This window comes from uncultured Nisaea sp., from assembly GCF_963974195.1.
Classification (GTDB): domain Bacteria; phylum Pseudomonadota; class Alphaproteobacteria; order Thalassobaculales; family Thalassobaculaceae; genus Nisaea.
The window spans coordinates 1-6652 of the sequence record NZ_CAXBDC010000160.1 but is presented as its reverse complement, the minus strand read 5'-3'; the positions used below and the strand labels follow the sequence as shown (position 1 = coordinate 6652).

5 protein-coding genes are annotated in these 6652 nt (G+C 59.7%); all 5 read left to right on the top strand.

The window, feature by feature from the left end; translation table 11 throughout:
- The first annotated feature begins 69 nt into the window (after positions 1-69).
- From nuoL to AAC126_RS21225, 5 genes are read left to right on the top strand one after another with little or no spacing between them, the layout of a single operon-like run.
- Entirely contained in the window at positions 70-2004 is a 1935-nt protein-coding gene (gene nuoL / locus AAC126_RS21245) for an NADH-quinone oxidoreductase subunit L (RefSeq protein WP_339857298.1), read from the top strand.
- 4 nt (positions 2005-2008) lie between these two features.
- Positions 2009-3520: an NADH-quinone oxidoreductase subunit M gene (locus tag AAC126_RS21240; protein ID WP_339857296.1), complete on the top strand. Its 1512-nt coding sequence runs from the start codon at positions 2009-2011 to the stop codon at positions 3518-3520.
- A gap of 16 nt (positions 3521-3536) precedes the next feature.
- Positions 3537-4997, top strand: a complete 1461-nt coding sequence (nuoN, locus tag AAC126_RS21235) for an NADH-quinone oxidoreductase subunit NuoN (RefSeq protein ID WP_339857295.1) — start codon at positions 3537-3539, stop codon at positions 4995-4997.
- Between the two features lie 58 nt (positions 4998-5055).
- Positions 5056-5814, top strand: coding sequence for a biotin--[acetyl-CoA-carboxylase] ligase (locus AAC126_RS21230; RefSeq protein ID WP_339857294.1), 759 nt, complete (start codon positions 5056-5058; stop codon positions 5812-5814).
- Positions 5814-6617 (top strand): type III pantothenate kinase, encoded by an 804-nt coding sequence (locus tag AAC126_RS21225; RefSeq protein ID WP_339857293.1) that lies wholly within the window; start codon positions 5814-5816, stop codon positions 6615-6617. Before AAC126_RS21230 ends, AAC126_RS21225 begins: the two co-directional genes overlap by 1 nt.
- Positions 6618-6652 lie beyond the last annotated feature (35 nt).

Below are 6652 nucleotides of genomic sequence, written 5' to 3'. Positions count from 1 at the left end.
GTGGTGTATTTCCGCAATCGCGGAAGCATCGCGGTCGAAGATATCAACCTGATGAAAGGGTAAGGCCGGATGTACGCCGCAATCGTCTTCCTGCCGCTGCTCGGCAGTCTCATCGCGGGCTTCGGAAACCGCGCCATCGGAGACCGCCCGGCGCAGCTTGTCACCTGTGCCGGCATGTTCGGTGCGCTGGGGCTCTCGATCATCGCGTTCTTCGATGTCGCGCTCGGCGGTAACCCGGTCACGGTCGAGCTGTTTACCTGGATCTCTTCGGGATCGATGGAAGCCTCCTGGGCGCTCAAGTTCGACACCCTGACGGCGGTCATGCTGATCGTGGTCACCGGCGTGTCGACCATGGTTCATGTCTATTCCATCGGCTACATGAGCCACGATCCCTCCAAGCCGCGCTTCATGGCCTATCTCAGCCTCTTCACCTTCGCCATGCTGATGCTGGTGACGGCGGACAATCTAGTGCAGATGTTCTTCGGCTGGGAAGGCGTCGGTCTGGCCTCCTATCTGCTGATCGGCTTCTGGTTCCACAAGCCGTCCGCCAATGCCGCGGCGATGAAGGCCTTCGTCGTCAACCGTGTCGGTGACTTCGGTTTCGCCCTTGGCATTTTCGGCACCTACCTGCTGTTCGATACCGTCGTGCTGGACGACATTTTCGCCGCCGCACCGGACAAGGCGGGCATGACGCTCGAGTTCCTCGGTATGGAATGGCACGCGTTGACCGTGCTCTGCATGCTGCTGTTCATCGGCGCCATGGGCAAGTCGGCCCAGCTTGGTCTGCACACCTGGCTGCCGGACGCCATGGAAGGCCCGACCCCGGTCTCCGCGCTAATTCACGCGGCAACCATGGTCACGGCCGGTGTCTTCATGGTGGCGCGTCTGTCACCGATGATGGAATTCTCGCCCGACACGCTGATGGTGATCACAATCGTCGGGGCGACCACGGCCTTCTTCGCGGCGACGGTCGGCCTCTGCCAGAACGATATCAAGCGGGTGATCGCCTATTCGACCTGTAGCCAGCTCGGCTACATGTTCTTTGCCTGCGGTGTCTCGGCCTATTCGGCCGCCATCTTCCACCTGATGACGCACGCTTTCTTCAAGGCGCTGCTGTTCCTTGGCGCGGGTTCGGTGATCCACGCCATGTCGGACGAGCAGGACATGCGCAACATGGGTGGCATCTGGAAGCACATCAAACTCACCTACATCATGATGTGGGTCGGCAGCTGGGCCCTGGTCGGTCTGCCGCCATTCTCCGGCTTCTTCTCCAAGGATCTGATCATCGAAGTGGCCTATGCCCGGCATACCGGTGTTGGCGATTATGCCTTCTGGCTCGGTGTCGGCGCGGCCTTCATGACTGCCTTCTACAGCTGGCGTCTGCTGATCATGACCTTCCACGGCACGCCGCGCGCGAGCAAGGAAGTCATGAGTCATATCCATGAATCCCCGCCGGTCATGACGGTGCCGCTGATCGTTCTTGCGATCGGTGCGGTGTTTGCCGGCTGGCTCGGATACCAATATTTCGGCGGCGAGCTGCGTGAGGAATTCTGGGGTGCCGCGATCTTCGTTGCCGAGGGTAACGATACGATCGAGATGGCCCATCACCACTTGCCGACATGGGTGAAGCTGCTGCCGATTGTTGTGACGGTCGCCGGTATCGCGCTTGCCTATATCATGTACATGTTCGCCCCCGGCTTGCCGGCGAAGGTGGCCTCAACCTTCCGGCCGATCTACCTGTTCCTGTTGAACAAATGGTATTTCGACGAGCTGTACGACTACATCTTCGTACGCCCGGCCATGAAAATTGGCCGCATCTTCTGGAAGAGCGGGGACGGCGCGATCATCGACGGCTTCGGGCCGGATGGCGTCAGTCTGGTCACCAGACTTGCGGCGATCCGAACCGGCAAGATGCAGTCCGGATATGTCTACCATTATGCCTTTGCGATGATGATCGGCGTGGTCGCGATCATCTCCTGGTACATGCTGATGAGCGGGAAGTAAGACCATGAGCGATTGGCCTCTCCTCTCTCTGGTAACCTTCCTGCCGCTTGCGGGCGCTCTCTTCATCGCGCTGACCCGCGGCGAGGAGCAACAGGTTGCCAAGAATGCCCGCTACGTGGCGCTCTGGACCTCGTTGATCACCTTCGTTGTCTCGCTGCTGATCTGGGCCGGGTTCGACCCGAGCACGGCTGATTTCCAGTTCGTGGAGAAACGCGACTGGCTGCCGGACTGGGGCATCGGCTATCACATGGGTGTCGACGGCATCTCCATGTGGTTCGTGCTGCTGTCCACGCTGCTGACGCCGATCTGCATCCTTTCAAGCTGGGAAGCGGTGCAGAAGCGGGTGAAGGAATACATGATCGCCTTCCTGGTCCTCGAGACCCTGATGGTCGGCATGTTCTGTGCTCTCGATATCCTCGTCTTCTATATCTTCTTCGAAGGCGTGCTGATCCCGATGTTCCTGATTATCGGGATCTGGGGCGGTGCCCGCCGGGTCTATGCGGCGTTCAAGTTCTTCCTTTATACGCTGCTCGGCTCCGTGCTGATGCTAATCGCCATCCTGACCATGTATCTGCAGACCGGCACAACGGACATTCCGGCCCTGATGGCTGCGGGCTTCCCCTCGGAATTGCAGACCTGGCTCTGGCTCGCGTTCTTTGCATCCTTCGCGGTCAAGGTGCCGATGTGGCCGGTTCATACCTGGTTGCCGGACGCGCACGTTGAGGCGCCGACTGCCGGGTCCGTGATCCTGGCTGGTGTGCTGCTGAAGATGGGCGGTTACGGTTTCCTGCGTTTCTCCATTCCGATGTTCCCGGAAGCGACCGAGTATTTCGCGCCGCTGGTTTTCACGCTCAGCATCGTGGCGGTGATCTACACTTCGCTGGTCGCGCTGGTGCAGGAAGATATGAAGAAGCTGATCGCCTATTCGTCGGTCGCGCATATGGGCTTCGTCACCATCGGTATGTTCACGCTGAATACCCAGGGCGTTGAAGGCTCGATCTTCCAGATGCTGAGCCACGGTGTGGTCTCGGGCGCGCTTTTCCTCTGCGTCGGTGTTGTCTATGACCGGATGCACACCCGTGAGATTGCTGCCTATGGCGGTCTGGTCGAGCGGATGCCGCGTTATGCGCTGGTCTTCATGATCTTCACGATGGCATCGGTCGGGCTTCCGGCCACCGGCGGGTTCGTTGGCGAGTTCCTGGTCCTGATGGGCGCGTTCAAGGCCAGCACATGGCTTGCGGCCTTTGCGGCAACAGGCCTGATCCTCGGCGCGGCCTACATGCTTTATCTCTATCGCCGGATTATCTTCGGGGTGCTGGACAAGGAGGCTCTGAAACAGATCCTTGACCTGTCCCCCCGCGAGATAGCGATTTTCGTGCCGCTTATCATCCTCGTCTTCTGGATGGGCATCTATCCCTCGACCTTCCTCGACATCATGTCGGTGTCCGTCGATCATCTGATCACCAACTACAAGGTTGCGCTCGGCGATGCCGGCGTGGCCGTGGCCGCCCACTAGGGCAGGAGTGAGACCCATGGACGCGATCACAACGCTTCCCGTGATGAGCCCGGCGGCCGGGGAAATTTTCCTGGCAGCTGCCGCCATGGCACTGCTCATGTTCGGTGTGTTCAAAGGCGGCAAGGCACAGGAGGCGACCTCCTGGCTCGCCGTTGCGGTGCTTCTGATAGCCGGCGGTCTGGTGCTGAGCCATGGTGGCAATACGACACCGGCCTTTTTCGGCATGTTCGAGGCAGGACCGTTCGCGCAATTCGCCAAGATCCTGATCCTGGCAGGCTCTATCCTGTCGATCATCATGTCCCGGAGCACGTTCCGGCAGGACAGTTTCGAGCGGTTCGAGTATCCGGTGCTGATCGTGCTGTCGACGCTCGGCATGCTGATGATGGTGTCGGCAAACGACATGATCGCGCTGTATATCGGGCTTGAGGTGCAGAGCCTGGCGCTCTATGTCATCGCCTCGATCCGGCGTGACACGCTGCGCTCGACCGAAGCCGGCCTCAAATATTTCGTTCTGGGCGCGCTGTCCTCGGGGATGCTGCTTTATGGCTCCTCCATGGTTTATGGCTTCGCCGGGACGACCGAGTTCGACACTCTGGCGAGCGTATTCGCCGGTCTGCAAGGCGAGCAGCCGTCCGTCGGTCTGATCATCGGGCTGGTCTTCGTGATCTGCGGCCTTGCCTTCAAGGTCTCCGCCGTGCCGTTCCATATGTGGACGCCGGACGTCTATGAAGGCGCGCCGACACCGGTCACCGCACTGTTCGCGGTTGCGCCCAAAGTCGCCGCACTGGCGCTGTTCCTGCGGGTTCTGCTGGAGCCGTTCGGAGCGCTGGTTGGCGAATGGCAGCAGATCATTGCCCTGATTGCGGTGCTTTCCATGGCGCTCGGGTCCATCGCGGCAATCGTCCAGACCAATATCAAGCGCCTGATGGCCTACAGCTCCATCGGTCATATGGGCTATGCGCTGGTCGGTCTTGCTGCTGCGAACGAAGCGGGTGTCAGCGGCATTCTGGTTTATCTCGCCCTCTATCTCTTCATGAATGTCGGCACCTTCGCCTGCATCCTCTCGATGCGCCGGCAGGGCCGTCTGGTCGAGAGCATTCACGATCTGGCAGGGCTTTCCAAAACCCATCCGGGGATGGCGGCGATGATCATGATTTTCATGTTCTCGATGGCCGGTATTCCGCCGCTCGCCGGTTTCTTCGGCAAGTGGTTCGTCTTCATGGCGGCGGTCAATGCGGGTCTTTTCGCTCTGGCGATTCTTGGTGTTATCGCCAGCGTGATTGGCGCCTTCTACTATCTGCGTATCGTCAAGATCATGTATTTCGATGAAGCAGAAGAGCCGCTGGACAGCGCCATTCCGGGTGACCTGAAAATCATCATGACGGTGATGGCTGCTGTGACTCTGCTGTTCTTCATCGTTCCCGCACCGCTCGTCAGCAGCGCCAAGGCAGCGGCATCGGCCCTGTTCGCGGGATAAGAGGCAAGTGGCTCGTGCTTGACGGACTGTCGGGCCGGGCCCTGAAGGACCTGAATATTTGAACCACGAGCGCCAGAGCCACGGCTTCAGGATTCTCGGTTACGATTCCGTATCCAGTACGAATGACGAAGCTGATCGTCTGGCGCAAGACGGTGCTCCGGACCGGACACTGGTCTGGGCGCGAAGCCAGAACTCGGGCCGGGGACGGCTTGGCCGGAGCTGGGTATCCCCGGAAGGCAATCTCTATACGACGGCACTCTTGGACCCGGGAGTGCCGCTCGGCCGCTTGCAGGAGCTCTCATTTGTCGCCTCGCTTGCGGTTCATGATACCGTCTCCGGACTGTTACCGGACCCCGATACGGACCTGGTTCTGAAATGGCCGAATGATGTGCTGCTGGGGGGCGCCAAGATCTCGGGTATCCTGACGGAGACCCGTGTTCGCGGAGATCATGTTGTTGCCCTGCTCGGGGTGGGGATCAATCTCGCCCATGCTCCGGATGCCGCCCGGTATCCGACAACGGCTCTTGCGGATCACCTGTCCGCGCCACTCACCGTTGAGGAACTGCTCGATTGCTATCTGAAGGCATTGTCGGTGCGCTACGGGCTCTGGCGATCTGACGGGTTTGCACAGATCAGGGAGGCATGGGCCCTGCGCTCGCGCTGGATTGGTCGGAAGGTTTCCGTCGAAAATGGTGAGCTGAAGATCATTGGCCGGTACGACGGGATAGAGGCTGACGGTTCGATGATTGTTTCGGGTGAGGGCGGCGAGAAGCACAGAATTTCTGCCGGTGATGTTCGGCTTGCGGAGGACAATTGATGCTGTTGACGATTGATTGCGGCAATACGAACACGGTATTCGCGGTGTTCTCCGCTGGAGAGAAACGGGGCTCCTGGAGAGCCTCGACCAATGTGGCGCGCACGGCGGATGAATATGCCGTCTGGCTGACGCAGCTGATGGCGCTCGAGGGGATCGACCGGAGCGATATCGGCGACGTGATCATGGCGACTGTTGTGCCGGAGGTGGTTTTCAATCTGGAAACCCTGTGCCGGAAATATTTCAACACGGAGCCGATGATAGTGGGCCGGAAGGGCGTTGATCTGGGGATTGATATCCGGATCGAGCGGCCGACCGAAGTCGGTGCGGACCGGCTGGTGAATGCTATTGCCGCGCATGCGGCCTATGAGGGCGCGTTGATCGTCATCGATTTCGGCACAGCGACGACCTTTGATGTCGTGGAGCCTGATGGCGGTTATGCCGGAGGGATCATTGCGCCGGGCATCAACCTTTCCCTTGATGCGCTTTACAATGCCGCGGCACAGCTGCCGCGCATTGCAATCCGTCCGCCAGAAATGCCGGATGTGGGGACCAACAGTCCCGTGCGCGTTATCGGAAAGTCTACAGTGAGTGCCATGCACTCGGGAATCTTTTGGGGATATATCGGCCTGATCGAAGGTCTGGTTTCCCGCATCAAGGCAGAGTACGGAACGGATATGACGGTTATTGGAACGGGCGGGCTGGCGGCTATTTTCGCCGACTGTACGCCGGTTATCGAACATGTGGACGAGGCGATCACGCTGCGCGGTCTGTTGCTGATCCATGAACGGAATAAAACGCAATGAGCGGCGTGCCGAAGATCAAGGACGAGGATTTCCTG